Raw genomic sequence first — 14,939 nt, 5'->3', positions numbered from 1 at the left:
GATATATGGGAGCTAAAGCATGGAGTCGAACTGGTCTGACCTGAAGGGGCGACGTCCTCGGCTGGAATGGTATCGCTAAAAGGAGCCGCCTCGATCTTCCGGAACGATTCGCGTCAACCATCGCAACGACACCGGCCCGAGAAGTCCCGCGGGCACGAGCGGCGAGTCCGCCTCGTAATGCTTCCACGTGCTGAAACTGTGACGCGGATCCTTAGCGCGCTTCGCGGGATCGTAAAGCCAATCGGGCAGCTGCAGCAGACGTCCGTCGGTGAATTTGCTCACGCCGCGCGGTTGGTAGGAATAAGGCACCGGCGTGGCTTCGTCGCCGATCAGGCGGTTGATCCACCGATTCGCCACGTGCACTTCCAGCGAGTTCTCGCCGGCTCGCAACAGCGGTGTGACCTCGACCTGGAATGGCCCGCGCCACGCCACACCGGCTTCGCGTCCGTTCACGAAGACGCGCGCAATGTCGGCAACGACGCCGAGATCGATCATCGCCACCTGATGTTGATCCGGCGGGGCCGCCACCTCGAAACGCGTGCGGTAAATCGCCGTGCCGGAGTAATGACGGATTCCGGGTTCCACGCGGTCGGGCCAGGAAATCAGTTCCGGGAACGTAGCGCGCGGCGGCGCGCCGCGGCCATCCGCGAACTCCACGTCCCAAGGACCGGCGATCGCGACGCTTGCAGGGAGCGGGCGGGCTTCGATTCGTTCCCGCGCGCCGTCGGAATACACGGCATCGAGGCTCGTGGCGGCGGTCAGCAGTTCACCGGGGCGCACCGCTGCGATCCCCTCGCCCGCCGCCTCGATCCACCGTTTCGGTAGCGCGTCACGGAACACGACGAAGGTCGATCCCCACGGTTCCAGCGTCACCGGCAGCGACACGCCGGTCTCCGTGCGCCGATAAACCGGCGCCGTGCCACGCGTCCCCAAGGCGGGATCCCACAGCGCCGGCTTCCGGTTCGGCTGCCGGAAATCCAGCTGCAGTCGTCGCGATCGATCCGAATAGTTGAAGACGAAATAGATTTCCGCTCCCGGCGCCGAGCGGTGGATGAATTTGACGTCTCCGCCGGCCGTATCACCGCCGACGTCCGGCGCGATCTTCTCTAGTGCGAGAATGTCGCGCGGCTTCACTCCGGCATACACCTTCCCGCGCCCCAGCGACTTCGATTTCACCCCCTGGCCATCCAGCCCGCCCCAAATCTCGGCGACGAGCTGGTCGAACTCGGCGCGTTTTTCCCAATCCTTGAGGCCTGCGGGGGCGACTGGAGGTTCGCCGGAAAGCAGCGCCCCGGCGACGACGAGGTCGCGAAGTTTCCGCAGCGTCGAAATCCGGGCCATCCAGGTTTTCGCGGTGGATTTCTCCGGGGTCACCAGCAACCGGAAACGGCCGCCAGCGGCGTGATGGATCACGCCGTCGCGCACTGTCATTGCAGACAGATAGTCGGGGTAACCCACTTCATAATCGTAGCCGGCCAGCGAATCAGCCGTCGCGGCGGGCAGGCCGTAGCCGAGATCCTCGTCGACCAGCAAACAGACATCGGCGACCGTGCGGCCCTGCTGTAGCAGGAACTGACTGCGGCCGAGGTAGCCGAGCCAGCCGTCGGCGTAGGGCCACCACGTATTCAGACGTCCGAAGTGCACACCGTAACGGCCGAGCGCGAAGCCCGGCGCCGCTTCGGACACGGGCTGGTGCGTGAGCGAGTGGAGCGCGAATCGATTCAGCCCCAGCGTGAACGCGTAATCGCCGGCGCGTTTCAACGTGCCCGGCGTGTTCTGAAAACGTCCGTTCTCCGGCGTGGCGGTGAACGCTTCCGCCGCGACCACCGAGCGCCCGTGGAAACTTGCGGCCGACGTCGACATCTTGATGCGAGAAGCACGGCTGGCGGCGTCCGGCACCCAAAACTCGTTCATCGGCACGTCGACGTGCCGGTTGGCCGACATCGGCGTGATGGGCCCGCCCTGACTTTCGGAGTAGATCTGCAAACCATGGCGCGCCGCCAGGCGATGCATCGTGCCGTAATAATTCTCGGCCAGTAGTTCCTCGATGACGTATCGAAAATCCCACAACACCGCTTCGCTACGATCCCGCGAACCGACGATCCGTCCGGTCAGGACCGGCAGCCACGGAAGCAAATCGTAACCGGCGCGGGCGCGAAACTCCTCCGGAAACGCCGCCGTCCAGTTTTGAAATCCGCCCTCGAAACTGTCGAAGAGCAGCCCGTTGAAGGTGCCACCGGCGAGCGGGCCAGCATCGCGAATCAGACGTTCGATTGAACGCTCAAACTGAAACTCGACCGCGCTGGCATCGAACTTGTCGATCTCGAGACCATGCCCTTCGGGCACCGCCGGATGATTGGTTTTGCCCGTCGTGGTGAAACCGAAACGTAGCAGCGTCCAGTCGCCCGGCGGCAACTCGACCGTGAGCTGTCCCATGGCATCCATTTTGCCGGTCAGATCGATGATGGACTCGGGCGCGATGCCGGGCGTATCCGGTCCGGTGGGACGGGTGACGGGCTTGGCCGCCCAGCTAATTTTAGGCTCGAGGTTTTCGATTCGTGCGCTCGTCGGCGGCACTGCCAGCACCGCGATATCCCGGTAAAACCGTTCCTTCGGCACGCCCCGTCCGCCGTAGTAAGGTGTGAGATCGGGAAGCGGCAGCGTCACGGCGAGTGCACCCCCGCCGCTCACGGACGTTTCCGTCCAGACGAGCCGCTTCATTGACCGCTCGGGCGTCACCCAAGGTCCGCCGCTCGCGGACCACCCAGGCGTGTTCATGACGTGAAACTCGAGGCCCAGTTCCGCCGCCTTGCGCATCGCGAACTGCACGTGTTCATGCCAGTTCTCCGTGCCGTAGCGCACCGGGCCCGGCGGCAGATAGATCTCCACGTCGAACATCTGCACTCCGCCGAGTCCTTGTTGCCGGAAACTTTCCAGGTCGGCCGCTATGCCTTCCTTCGTGACATTGCCGTTGATCCAATGCCACCAACCCAGTGGTCGCGCACTCACCGGAGGATCGGCAAAACCGCGGGCCAGTGGATCGGCCGGCGGGGTTCCGGCAAAGCCTGTCACTACGAACACGAGCGATGCCAACGAAACGCGAATACTGGATTTCATACGGGATCGAATGTGGGGACCAGACGACCCGCAGATCGCTCGCCGACTCGAACGAACACGAAAGCAAATGGGGACGAGCAACCAAACGGGGTATTTCCAGCAAGGGATGGCGCGCGCTTCTTGACAAAGGGCCGCACGGTCAACCGTTGAGCGGCAAGGTTTGTGATCCAAGCCAACAGTCCGTCGATTCCACCAACCGTTGCATCTGCAACGGGACACCAAACGGGACACCAAAATAGCTCAAATCGGTTAATCGCAGTTAAATCGGATTATGCTTGGTTACCTCTGAGAGATGGCCAAATTGGGTAGACACTCGCAGCGATAGACGGTCAATTCCGGCCCGCGCCTCCAAGCTTTCTCCTCTAAAAGAGGGTCGTGGGCCAACGCCGATGCCAAGAAGTTCTTGGCATGCGGTTGCCGAAAAAAGTGTTCCTTTCATATGCCCAACGGTGAGCAGACCGAAGCAACCACCAACGATAACGAGCAAAACCCGACCTGATGGTTCGGAGATTTTTCGCGTTCGGTCGGTGGTGTTGGGCCAAGACCGACGCAAGATAGTCCGCAGCCTCGAAGCGGCCCGCCTCCTTGCCAAGCAGTGGATCGACGATAGCCACGAAGAACTACGCGTGCTTCCTACGCGCTTGAAGGCGGATGAGCTTGGCGACGCAGAGGCATCGAATCGCATTTTCAAGCAGCTCGGCTTAACGGCGGTCGAAGCTGCGACGTGGTTGCTCGCGAATTACAAGCGACCGGCGACGATCGAATGGGCGAAGGCCATCCCCGAATACAAGGAAGACCGACGGAAGGTCGGGATCTCCGAGTCGCAGGTGACGAATGTGTCCAAAGCCGCGAAGCGGTTCGCTGCCCACGTTGCCCGTCCGGCAGTCGGCAATCCAACCCGGGCGGAAGTCGAGGGTTTGCTCGCCGCGCTGCCGGCCGATGTCGGTCCTTCAACCTACAATGGTTTGCTTGGCGACGTCTGCACGTTCCTCGGCTGGTTGGTTACGAAGGGTTATATCGCGAAAAACCCGGCTGAGGGCATGGAACGACGAAAGGTGAATCGCGGGAAACCCCCGATTTTAATGCCAAACGCTGTCGGAGCGCTCCTGCGCGACTTTGAAACGCGGGCTCCAGCGTGGATCCCTTATGCCGCGTGCTGTGTCTTCGGTGCGTTGCGGCTGGGAACCCGTGAGGGCGAGGCGAACCGGCTCGACGCCGATCTTCGGGCGAACAAGACGGTTTTCCGCCCCGGCGGTAGGAGGTCCACGGCAAAGCTCACGGCGACCGAATTCTGCCGTGAAAGCTGTGCGGACCATTGAAGCAATGGCTGGACGCGTATCCACCGCCGAACGGTTTGTGCCCCTCGGCATCTCCGACCATTGCGGAGCGGGAGTGGGCCAAAGTGCGCGACAAGCACAATTTCCCGTGCGCCGACATCCTCCGCCATACGGGGATTTCCGCGATGTGCTACGCGCCAGGCGCGTCGCTGGCGCAGGTCGCAATCGGCTGTGGCACGAGTGAAGCAAAGATCCGAAAGAATTACCTCGGACGGTGGTCCGAAGAGATGACGGGAGAATTGTGGGCGATCTTGCCGACGCCAAAGGTGCCGTCAGCGACGGTTGAATCGAACGATCAGGCGGCATGATTTGGTCCCGCCAACCACGAAGTGGTGGAGGAGGGACCTTTTGAGACTGGCAACGCGGACACAGAGGCCGAGCAGGTGTCGGGCGGAGCCCGACGCCGAGGGTATCGGGGGGGCGCAGGTCCCCTGACCAAGAGGCCATTTGCACAACCCGAAGGGGCGAAGTAAGGACGTATAGTCCGCACGGAGTGCAGGGGAGGCTGTAAGCTCCCCTGTATGTGCAAATGGCATCTTGCTTAGGCCTCACCCTGTCGATTTCGACAAGAATGGGTGGTGGGCCTGCCCGGTTGGGACGTGGAATCGGCGAGTAGCCGAGGCCACGCCAAACCCGTGCGGACGGTGAGGTGGTAACAGAGCCGCCAAGTCTAGAAAGCGACCGGGTGGTCGTCTCGGCCTGGGTTCGTTGAGACTGGCGTGCCAGACTCGACAAGGACGTGACTACCGCAGTGGCTATCGCGCATGAGGCGACAACATCGGGGTCAACTCTTCGGCCGCTTAAACACCAAGATGAACGATCCTGGTTTGTCAGTGCTTGAAATCATTTCCCAACCACGAGTCCCGAAAGCATCCATCAAGGTATAAAGTGTCATGTCCATTCCGCGTAGTGGCGGGTCGATGGCCTCAGCCCGCGACAGATTGACGAAGAACCTCTCAATCGAACTACCTTCGATGGAGGTGCTGCCGCAGATGAGGGACCATTCGGGCGACCTAGTTTGCGAATAGATCAGTGTAGCGTATTCCCATCGAGGAACCGGCCGGGCGCCAGTTGCGTCATTGGCATGCGTCCCTAAAGGCGCCGTTATGAGTAACGCCAAGAGTGAAATGGTGGACAACAGTGATTTCATACGAACACCGGTTGTGGCGAAAACCATCCTTGGTGTCACTGCGGAAGGCACGAAAAAGCCCGCCAGGTGTTCCGGGCGGGCTTGGGGCTGGAGAGAACGCGTTTAGTCGCGTTCCTGACCGCATTGGCGGCCATCGTGATCGCGTTCCCGGCGTCGATCGCGGACGACTTCGTCGATTTGATCGAACAGGGTTTCCCACGGAATTCGGTAAGCCTTCTTCTTGCCGGGGGGCGTGAGAAACGTCGCGCTTGAGGCGGCGGACCTGCGAGCCCTTGGCTTCGAGAATGGCCGCGATGTCGCGACGATCATGGGTGACGTCCTCGGCAACGATGATCTCAGCGACGGTTTGGAACCCTTGAGCCTTTCGATTTTCAGCGCGGATCTCTTTGAGCGTCGGAATGGTGCCGCGGTCGTCGCGAGCATGCTTCCGCTCCTGGTTCACGACCTCCATGAGGTGTTCGCCGATGTGACGCCCGATCATCATGTATCCGGTCGCATGGCGGTTGCGCAGCTCGGTGATCCGCAGGATCGAAGGGTACCCGCCGATGAAATTGCCACCGACGATGTGCAGCTCGTCGCGGTCGTCGTCGCCGAGGTGCCACACGCGAACCGAAGGCACGCCGGGGAACAGCTCACGAGCTGCGGCCCGTCCGATGACGTCTCGCTCATGGTCGTTGAGCTGAATGCCTTCGGGCGGGGCGTAGATGCAGTGTTCAGCGATTTCGCCGCCCCATCTGTTGCCCCGGCCCTTCGGGGCAGCCTTGTAGGCTTCGGCTTGTGCGCCGACGGCTGCACCGAACTCCAGTTCGGAGGTGCAGTTCTCCCACTGGAGAGGCGCAAGTCGGACGTTTACGTGATTCTCGTGGTTGGGGTCGCGCAGGTAGGCAACCAGGGCGGACACCTGCGCGAGAGACGTGATGGGGTTTTTGAACGGAGTCCCATCTTTGTCGTGCTGGTATTGCGCAAGCTTGAAGATCATGCGCATTTCACAGCTTGGGGCTGCGCCTCCGAGGGTGTTGCAGCAGGCGGCGTCTTCCCCGTGCTGGGTGCAGATGACGGTTTCGCCGCCGCGATGGTGGTCGGTCTTCCGAGGAGCGCACCCGTCATCGCCAGCAGAGAGGGCTTCGGGTGTTTGCCAGGTTTTCGTTTCGTCCATGAAAAATTGGCTGCGCTCGTCGAAGACGGGGGCGATGCATCGACCTAATTGTGGAAACGCACGTAGCCGCTCGGCGCTGGATGGCCGCGGTCCCGATTTCAGAACGCGAGCGAATCCCATCGCGAGGGCCCTTGGATTTAATCGTTAAGCTCGGGACGCCATCGACCGATTGCCTCCGGCAGGCGGGTCCGTCGTGTCGGAACACCAAGCGGCAAAAAAAAACGTCCCGGCCAGCGGCCGGGACGTCGGGCGAATTTCACCGCCGCGCTGGCCGAGCATGACTCGGTCCAGCGATTTTCGATCGGCTCAGAACTCGATGGTGTTGGTCAGCTGCCAGCTCATGCCCTGCTTGATGGCGTAGCCGTAGCCCCGCATCGGCACCACGGTCGTCGGCGTGGGTGTGCCGATTTCAGCCAACCGGGTATAGTCGACACCGGCCGTGATCGGGATAAGGTCATCCTGTCCGCCGACATTGTACACATTCAACTGAATGCGCCAGTGGAGGCCTTTTCTGAGCTTGCGGGTGTAGCTCACCCACAGGTCGACCGTTTCCTCCCGGGGGGCGTAGAACGGAGCGTCGAGGTTGATGCCAAGGGTGCCGTCCTCGTTGACCTTCGGTGCATAGGCGATCACCGACTTGTCTTCCCAACGATAGCCGCCGCCGATGCCGACGCCTTTCAGCCGGCCGGAATTGAAGGTATAGTTCGTGATCGCGTTGGCGCGATATTTGCGGACCTCACCCGCGGACTGGCCGTTGAGCGCCTGCACGCGCACCCAGTCGGGGTAGAAATTCCATGGATACGGGCCGAAATTGCGCATGCCCATGTTGTTTTGCGGCCACCAGATCGGCGCCATGCCCACGTCGGTGTTCTGGAACTTGTCGTTGATATAGTTGATGACGCTGGTCCAGGCTTCGCCCGGGACGTTGGTGCGGGTCGCCTCGGTGCGCGAGGCGTTCAAGGCGAGACGCCAGTTGTTCGTCGGGTTGGCAATGAATTCGATCTCGTAGCCCTTCGAGACCGAATCTTCCGTCGCCACCACGCCGGCCGGCTTGGCGACACGCGGGTAATCGTCGGTGCGATCGGTGCCCCAGACCGAGCCGGCGCCCATCCAGGCATTCACGAACTCGGGGAACTTCTCCTTCAACTCCTTCTCGAAGGCGAGCCACTGCGGAATGATCGAAGTCTTGAGGCGCTCGATCTGCTCCGGCGTGCCGTAGCTGTTGTAATCGTGCCGGCCATTGAGATAGCCGCGGAGAATGCCGCCCGCGCTGCCGTCCCAGCCCAGCCCGTCACCGAGGATCTGCTCGAGCGCCCAGTCGGCCTGCAACTTTCCGTCGGTCGACGTGGCATTCTTGATCGACGTCTCGTACTTCGTCGCCCGCAGCGAGTATTTGTCATCCTTGGTGGACAGCATGACACTGATGTCCTCGGTCTCGCCGCTCGGCGGCGCGAGTTGGCGGAGGTAAACATCATAACGCGCCGGCACCGGCTGGAAGTTCTCACCCTTGTTATAATATAGGCGCAGGTTGACCGGCAGGAAGTCGCGTTTCCCGAGGAGCCGGTTCACGTGCAGCATCGCGCTCCAGTTGCGGGTTGTCGTCTCCTCCGAGCCCATCAGCGCGGTGGGATTGCTGTAGTTGTACGTTGCCGGATTCAAGTCGGCTCCGCCGGTGAGCAGATTGCCGTTCCGCTGCCGGCTCGAAGTCGTGTGCTCGTAACGGTAAGATTTGTCGCGGCGATATCCGTAGATCCCGACGATGGCGTGGTCGAGCATCGTGCCCTGCCAGACCGCGACCGTCGACTTGACGTTGAAGTTTGCGAGCGTGGCGGACTGCGTCAGGAAATCGCGAGCAGTCAGACCGTTGACCGGCTGCTTGCTGTTCATCGTCACGTAGCGCCCGGTGAAATCCGTCCAGCCGCGGTAGTTCGCGGGATTGTTCGCCTGCGTATAGCCGCCGTCCGGCGCGGCGAAATTTTCGGGATCCTGCGGATTCACCCATGGATCGGCGAAGTTGACGCCGCTCGCCGTCCAGGTCGGATCGAACCAGCGCATCGGCCCGGTGTAGTCCGTCATCGCCGCAAAAGGCATGGACAGGTTTGAGACCCGGGCGCCGCTCGGACTGTTCATGCCTCGCAGGTCGCCACTGACGTAGTATTTGAAACCGGGCTGACCGTAATCGTAGCCGCCTTCTTCGGCGGCCCGCCGCGGGCCGAAACGGGCCTGTGTGCCCAGATCGTAGCCGGCGAAACTGAGGCTGCGGTTGTCCTGATTCTGGTCCTCCTCGGACATCACGCCGGTGAGTCGCTGCTCGCCCAGGAGCTTCGCCCACCAGCCGGTGTGACGACGCTCGAAGTCGTAAGCGCCGAACAACTGCGCCCGCCAGGCCTCGCGGTCGGAGGAGCGGGTGAAGCTGCCCATGTCCACGGTGCGACCGCCGACGAAGGCGCGGCCGACATTCGGGTTCGGGCTGCCGTCCAGCAGGCGCTCCATGATGTCGATACGGACCGCCCCGGCATCCCAGCCGAGCGGCGTCCACATCCCCTGCTCCAGTTCCTGGCGGAAATAGGCCACATTATAGCCGACTCTGTTTTCCAAAAACGTGTTTGATAGTTCCAGTTCCCAAACATCCCACTTCTGCCACTCGCGCTTGTTGTCGCCATCGAGCAGGTGGTTGTAGTAATCGAAAATGGTCCGGTCGGTCAGCGTCTCGTTGCGATAGCCGCCCGCGCCGAAGTACGGCAGACCGGCCGCGCTCGCCCACTGTTGTATACCGACGACATTTCGCATCCCTCCGCCTCCGAAAATGCCGCCGGAAGCGTCGGTCGTCGTATCGATGATCGAGCCATCCGGACGGCGCGCGCCGAAGGCCGGCACATCCTGGCGAATGAAACCGTACGGGAGGCCCGCGTTATTCAGCTGGAGCGAACCGCCGAAGTCGTCCGTCGTGACATTGTTGTAGGTCGTGTGCGGCTCGAAGCCTTCATCCCAATAATCGCGGTAGGGATCGAAGGTCTTTTTATTGACGCCGCCCTGACTGACTGGACGGAAGAACGGCGAGATCAGGTCCTCCGGAGTGACCTGCCGCGGACGGTTGGAGGAGATCTCGCCATGTTCGAAGTTGGCATTCACCTCGAAGAGCCGGCCCGGACGATTCAGCTGCGCCGGGGCATACTTGATGGCGCCGAAGGCCCTCCGGTCGTGCTGAAAGGCCGGCTCCTGCTGGAACTTCTGCTTGTTGTCCAGCAGCGAGAGACGCACCGCGAGTTCGCGGTCGAGCACCACGTGATTATAGTCCAGGACATAACGCTGGGTGCCGAACTCATCGAACATGAATTCGAACGAGCCGCCGCGCTGGAAAGTCGCCGGACGAATCGCCGCGTTGATGACGCCTGCGGGGCTGCCGAGGCCGAACAGGATGGCGTTGGGTCCGCGCTGCAGATCGACGCGACTGATGTTGTATCCATCCCACGGAACATCGGAGAGGAAGAAGTCGCGGGTGTTGTCGGCCGACACCAGGCCGCGGACGCGCGTGTTACCGTTGGGGTTCGCAAACGAAGCGAGTTCGTCGATGTGGCCTTCGTTGCCGCCGCGATTGGCGCCCGAGAAATTGCCGCGCGGACCGGCGACTTCGGTGTTCACGGCATAGGACAGGACCGTCTCGTTATTGTATCCTCCAAGGTCGTTGATCAGCTCCTTGGTGAGGACTGAGATCGCGGAACCGACATCCGCGAGATTCGTGCGAATCCGCGTGCCAGCCAGCGTACTGGTCGCCTGGTAACCTCGGTCCTGACTCGCATCGACGGTGAACGGACTGAGGACAACAACCTCGTCGGGATTTCCCTCGGGATCGATTGCAGGAGCAGATGTTGTCTGCGCGGATGCCACGGAGGCACCCGCAATGAAGGCGGCAATAGAGATGGCCGACCTCGTCAGGCTATACAGGTTGAGTTCTGTGTGCAGGGGGTGGAGCTTGGTGTTCATAGTACGGTGTGGCGCCAAGGCAGCCTTTCGGTTGCAGAGAGGGGTATGGCGCTGCCCGTGACGGGTAAAAGCGCATGAAACCACTCCCTACGAGGCCCGTGTCGGTGAACCCGTTTACGCGACCCCGCGCACCGGAAACTTAGGGGAACTTCCTAACTCCGGGAGGTTGATTACCTGACCGGTTCCGCCGGCTTCAACTCGGACGTCGCCGGTGTCGAAGTCGCGCGCCACGGACTCGAGTCGCCGTCGATCCACGCGGGCAGCAACAGGTGATTGAAGGTGTTCCGCGGAATGCCGAAGGCGCCGTGCTGGATCTGGAGATCCACCAGTTCGACCGCCGAGCACCCGAGCTGTTGGTTGTCGAGAAACAACCCCGACGAAGGGTTGATCGACGGTTGCGCGTATAAATCGATGAATCCGGCGTCCGCAGGAATTTTCCACCCTCGATGCTGCGCCCAGTGCCGGACAATATTGTTGATCCCGAGGATCATGTCGGGGCGGTGCGCCTCCAGCCAGGCCGCGAGCGTGTCGTGGTCCCGTGGCGCGATATGAACGATGGGAACATGCTGCTCGCGCGGCAATGACGACTGGTAGAACAGGTAAGCCCCCGCCTTGTCCGCTTCGTCGATCGCCTTCTGCTCATCGAACAGCACCAGACCAATCCGCCGGTATCCCCGCTCGTGCGACCTTTTCCAGGCCAGCCCCATCGCTTGGGCGTGGTCCGGCGCCACCAGGTGCACCGGCAGATCGTAATAGCCGATGTTGCACGCCACCGTGGCGAACTTCTCCCAGGGAAAACTTTGCGCGAAGTCGCTGCGGAAAAGCTGTCCGATGATCACACCCTGAATCCCCCGATGGTACAAGGTGCGCCCGAGATGTTCGACGTTCGCGTAGCTCTCGAGACGGTGGTGCTCCAAGTGATACCCGAGTTCCTGGGCGCGGCGCTTCGCGCCGGTGATCGCCGCCCCGTCCAGGAAACCGCCCGCCGGATGGTCGGTGGTCACGAAGGCGATCGTCGACCCGGATCCCGCCGTGCGGGTCTTCCAACGATGCGCGGCGATGCGCGCCAAGGCCGGATCTGGACAATACCCGAGGGTGGCCGCGACTTCGCTGATCCGCTTCCGCGTTGCTTCCGGGATCTTCGGGTTCATCCGCAACGCGAGCGAGACCGTGGTTTTGCTCACACCAGCCGCCCGCGCGATGTCCGCCAGAGTTGCCCGTGACGTCATGAGGTAAAGGGGAACGGGTTGACCTACGGGCCAATTGCGCCGCGCAGTCAATCGCCTAATTATGGCCGGCCTGATTTGCCGATGATCAGGCATCGGCCGTTTGTCCGCCCCAGTCGCCCCGCTGATGAACTCAACGCTGCTTCCCGCCCTGCTCTTGTGCAACTCGCTCGCCAATCCCCTCGGCGTGCACGACCCCGCTCCCCGACTTACCTGGCAACTGGCCGCCGAGGACCGGCGGGGAATCGTCCAGACCGCTTATCAAATCAAGGTATCCACCCGGCCCGGCGGTCCCGCCGATCTCTGGGATAGCGGACGCGTGTCCAGCGAACAATCCGTGCAGGTCCGCTACGCCGGCCAGCCCCTCCCCTCGCGCACCCGCGCCTACTGGCAGGTGACCTACTGGGACGACCAGGGCACGGCGGTCACCAGCCAACCGGGCGCAAGCTTCTGGGAAACAGGACTGCTGCGACGCGAAGACTGGTCCGCGCAATGGATCGGAGCCCCATGGCATGGCGACCAGCGCCGCGGCGCGCACGCGCCGTACCTCCGGAAACGCTTCGAACTGCCGGCGACGCCCGTTTCCGCCCGGTTGTATATCACCGCGCTCGGCCTATATCAGGCCTATCTCAACGGCCATCAAGTGGGCTCCGATGTTTTCACGCCGGGCTGGACCGACTATATCAAACGCGTCCAATACCAAGTATACGACGTAACCGAGCTGCTGGTGGCGGGGCAAAACACGCTCGCCGGAGTCCTGGGCGACGGCTGGTACTGCGGGCATGTCTCCGCCGAGGGACGGGAAAGATACGGCCATCAACCCCGTCTGCTGGCCCAGCTCGAGATCACCGGCCGCGATGGCCAGCGCGTCACGATCGTCTCAGATGGCACCTGGCAGGTGGCGCGCGGAGCGATCGTCGAGAACGATCTCCTCATGGGCGAAAGTTACGACGCGCGTCAGGAGTTGGCGGGCTGGCCGGGCGCCGCGCCCGACGACCGGACGGCCGCCGTGACGACGTCTCGCATCCCGGACACCAAGTCCACCAACGGCGAAGCGACGCCTACCGACCTCTGGGAATCCGCGATGGTGTTCCCCGATCCGAAGATCGAACTCTCGCCGACGCTGGCCCGCCCCGTGCGGGCACATGAAACGCTCACGGCCAAGTCCATCGTCAAGACCTCCACCGACGAACGGCGCGAGGGGTTCATCTTCGACTTCGGCCAGAACCTTGTCGGCAACGTCACGCTTCGCGTCAAAGCGCCGGCCGGCACCACCCTGCGCCTGCGTTTCGCCGAAATGCTCGACGCCTCGGGCAAATTATACACCGAGAATCTGCGCACCGCGCGGGCGACCGATTACTATACCTGCAAAGGCGACCCGGCCGGCGAAGTGTGGACGCCCCTGTTCACGTTTCACGGGTTTCGCTACGCGGAGATCAGCGGTCTGCCGGACGAGACGACACCCGACACCACCACCCTCGTCGCCCGCGTGCTGCACACCGATCTACCGGAGAGTGGCGGCTTCACCTGCAGCGATCCGCTCATCAATCAGCTCCAGCACAACATCCAGTGGGGCGAGCGGGGCAACTATCTGGAGGTTCCGACCGACTGTCCGCAGCGCGACGAGCGCCTCGGCTGGACCGGCGATGCGCAGGCGTTCATTCGCACGGGCATCTGGAACCGCGACGTCGCGGCATTCTTCACCAAATGGCAGCGCGACCTTGCCGACGCGCAGGGCTCCACCGGCGCCACGCCGCCAGTCATTCCTTCCACCGACCGCTCGGGCAGCGACGGCGGGCCGGCTTGGGCGGACGCGATGGTGATTTGTCCGTGGACTGTCTATCAGTGCTACGCCGATCGCGCGCTCCTCGAACAGCACTTCGACTCGATCCAGCGCTATGTCGACTTCATCGCCACGCGCACGCTGAACGGCATCCGCCTTCATCCCGACCTTCCGCATTGGCAGGGATTCGGCGACTGGCTCGCGCTCGACGGCAGCGGCAAGGTCGACGGGGGCACCCCGAAAGACCTGATCGGAACCGCCTTCTACGCCCACGATCTCCGCCTGCTCGCCGCGATGGCTTCGGTGCTCGGTCAGGACGAACTCGCCCGGCGCTACTCCGCCCAAGCCGAGCAAATCAAAGCGGCGTTTGTCCGCCGGTTCGTCACCCAAGACGGACTGGTCGCGGGCAACACCCAGACGTCGTATGTGCTCGCGTTGCACTTCGACCTGGTGCCGCCGGAACTGCGCCCCAAACTTACCGCTGCGCTGGTGCGCGATATCCGCAGCCGCGGCACCAAGCTGAGCACCGGCTTTGTGGGAACGCCGTATCTGTTGCACGTGCTCACCGCCGAAGGGCAACTCGATCTCGCGTATGAACTGCTGATGCAGAAGGAGTGGCCGTCATGGTTGTACGCGGTGACCCAGGGCGCCACGACAATCTGGGAGCGTTGGGACGGCTGGACGAAGGAAAAAGGGTTTCAGGATCCGGGGATGAATTCGTTCAACCACTACGCCTACGGCGCCGTCGGCGACTGGCTCTACCGCGTGGTCGCCGGCGTGGAACTCGATCCGGCCAAACCAGGCTACAAGCACTTCTTTCTCCAGCCGCGCCCTGGCACGCGGCTGACCTCCGCGCGGGCCCATCACCGCTCGCCCTACGGCGAGATCGTCAGCGATTGGAAAACATCGCCGGAGACGTTCGAGTGGGAGGTCGTCGTTCCGCCCAACACGTCTGCGACTGCCCGTTTCCCCGTGCCGGCAAACGCCACCGTCGTCGACGGCAACACGCCCGTTGACTCGACGATGGGAGTGACGCAGGTGCGACGTGAGGGCGGTGTGCTCACGTGCGAGCTGGCGTCCGGCCGGTATCGCTTCCGGGCGACCTGGCCCAAAGACGAAGCCACGCCGGTCCCGGCCGACGCGCAGAAGACGCTTTGACGCCGCCGCGAACTTTGCCCGCTCGCGG

At 62.7% G+C, this 14,939-nt stretch carries 6 protein-coding genes; 2 read left to right on the top strand and 4 right to left on the bottom strand.

Annotated features, from left to right (window positions below; all coding sequences use genetic code 11):
- Positions 1 to 75: 75 nt before the first annotated feature.
- Positions 76 to 3,009, bottom strand: coding sequence for a glycosyl hydrolase (locus tag AC6RV7_RS18690; RefSeq protein WP_500095714.1), 2,934 nt, complete (start codon positions 3,007 to 3,009; stop codon positions 76 to 78).
- A gap of 557 nt (positions 3,010 to 3,566) precedes the next feature.
- On the opposite strand from AC6RV7_RS18690, the gene AC6RV7_RS18685 reads away from it, so the two are divergent.
- On the top strand, positions 3,567 to 4,436 hold the full coding sequence (locus AC6RV7_RS18685) for a site-specific integrase (RefSeq protein WP_500095713.1): 870 nt from the start codon (positions 3,567 to 3,569) through the stop codon (positions 4,434 to 4,436).
- Between the two features lie 1,094 nt (positions 4,437 to 5,530).
- Here AC6RV7_RS18685 and AC6RV7_RS18680 read toward each other — a convergent pair.
- The 3 genes from AC6RV7_RS18680 to AC6RV7_RS18670 form a co-directional block, all read right to left on the bottom strand.
- Positions 5,531 to 6,760, bottom strand: coding sequence for a hypothetical protein (locus tag AC6RV7_RS18680; protein WP_500095712.1), 1,230 nt, complete (start codon positions 6,758 to 6,760; stop codon positions 5,531 to 5,533).
- Positions 6,761 to 7,066: 306 nt separating this feature from the next.
- Positions 7,067 to 10,648 carry a hypothetical protein gene (locus AC6RV7_RS18675; protein ID WP_500095711.1) on the bottom strand — a complete coding sequence of 1,194 codons (3,582 nt, stop codon included), beginning with the start codon at positions 10,646 to 10,648 and terminating at the stop codon, positions 7,067 to 7,069.
- Positions 10,649 to 10,914: 266 nt separating this feature from the next.
- Positions 10,915 to 11,973, bottom strand: coding sequence for a LacI family DNA-binding transcriptional regulator (locus AC6RV7_RS18670; RefSeq protein WP_500095710.1), 1,059 nt, complete (start codon positions 11,971 to 11,973; stop codon positions 10,915 to 10,917).
- Positions 11,974 to 12,097: 124 nt separating this feature from the next.
- Between AC6RV7_RS18670 and AC6RV7_RS18665 the strand changes: the two genes are divergently transcribed.
- Positions 12,098 to 14,911, top strand: a complete 2,814-nt coding sequence (locus AC6RV7_RS18665) for a family 78 glycoside hydrolase catalytic domain (protein ID WP_500095709.1) — start codon at positions 12,098 to 12,100, stop codon at positions 14,909 to 14,911.
- Positions 14,912 to 14,939 lie beyond the last annotated feature (28 nt).

The organism is Opitutus sp. sgz309028 (assembly GCF_059821195.1).
This window is presented reverse-complemented; position numbering and strand designations above follow the sequence as displayed.

Bases quoted from the DNA above. Each gene is read 5' to 3' on its own strand.
- AC6RV7_RS18680 (WP_500095712.1), bottom strand. From the start codon at position 6,760: ATGGACGAAACGAAAACCTGGCAAACACCCGAAGCCCTCTCTGCTGGC.
- AC6RV7_RS18670 (WP_500095710.1), bottom strand. From the start codon at position 11,973: ATGACGTCACGGGCAACTCTGGCGGACATCGCGCGGGCGGCTGGTGTG.
- AC6RV7_RS18665 (WP_500095709.1), top strand. From the start codon at position 12,098: ATGAACTCAACGCTGCTTCCCGCCCTGCTCTTGTGCAACTCGCTCGCC.